Here is a 656-nt window from a genome sequence, read left to right on the forward strand (position 1 = left end):
CCAAGCCCTCAAAAGGTGAGAGGTGTCTAGTCCCTCGACCTGGTGAGCGGTGCTACAAGTAACGCGTCGGTTCAGGCTTTAAGCGGAACCAGACGCGGAGCAATCATGTTTTCCGGGCGCAGGATGTCGGCGAGCATGGCTTCGTCGAGCAGACCTTCTTCGCGCACCAGTTCCAGCACGCCACGGCCGCTTTCGAGGGCGATACGGGCGATGCGGGTGGCGTTTTTGTAGCCGATGTACGGGTTCAGTGCGGTGACCAGGCCGATCGAGTGTTCGACCAGTTCACGGCAGCGTGCTTCGTTGGCGGTGATGCCGACGATGCAGTGCTCGCGCAGCATGTCCATGGCGCGTTGCAGCAGGCGGATCGAATCGAGGATCTTGAAGGCGATCAGCGGTTCCATCACGTTCAGTTGCAGCTGGCCGCCTTCGGCCGCCATGGTCAGCGCCAGATCGTTACCGATGACCTGGAAGGCCACCTGGTTAACGGCTTCCGGAATCACCGGGTTGACCTTGCCGGGCATGATCGAGCTGCCTGGCTGACGTGCCGGCAGGTTGATTTCGTTGATGCCGGTGCGTGGGCCGCTGGACAGCAGGCGCAGGTCGTTGCAGATCTTCGACAGCTTGACCGCGGTGCGCTTGAGCATGCCGGAGAACAG

General features: G+C 61.6%; 1 protein-coding gene. It reads right to left on the bottom strand.

Translation table 11 applies throughout. The features are described from left to right. Window positions 1-71 precede the first annotated feature (71 nt). Window positions 72-656: lyase family protein (locus tag D8V06_RS14155; protein ID WP_241667822.1), on the bottom strand; the 585-nt coding region annotated here is incomplete at its 5' end.

Origin of the sequence: Pseudomonas sp. Sample_24, assembly GCF_004307605.1 — a bacterium.
GTDB lineage: Bacteria > Pseudomonadota > Gammaproteobacteria > Pseudomonadales > Pseudomonadaceae > Aquipseudomonas.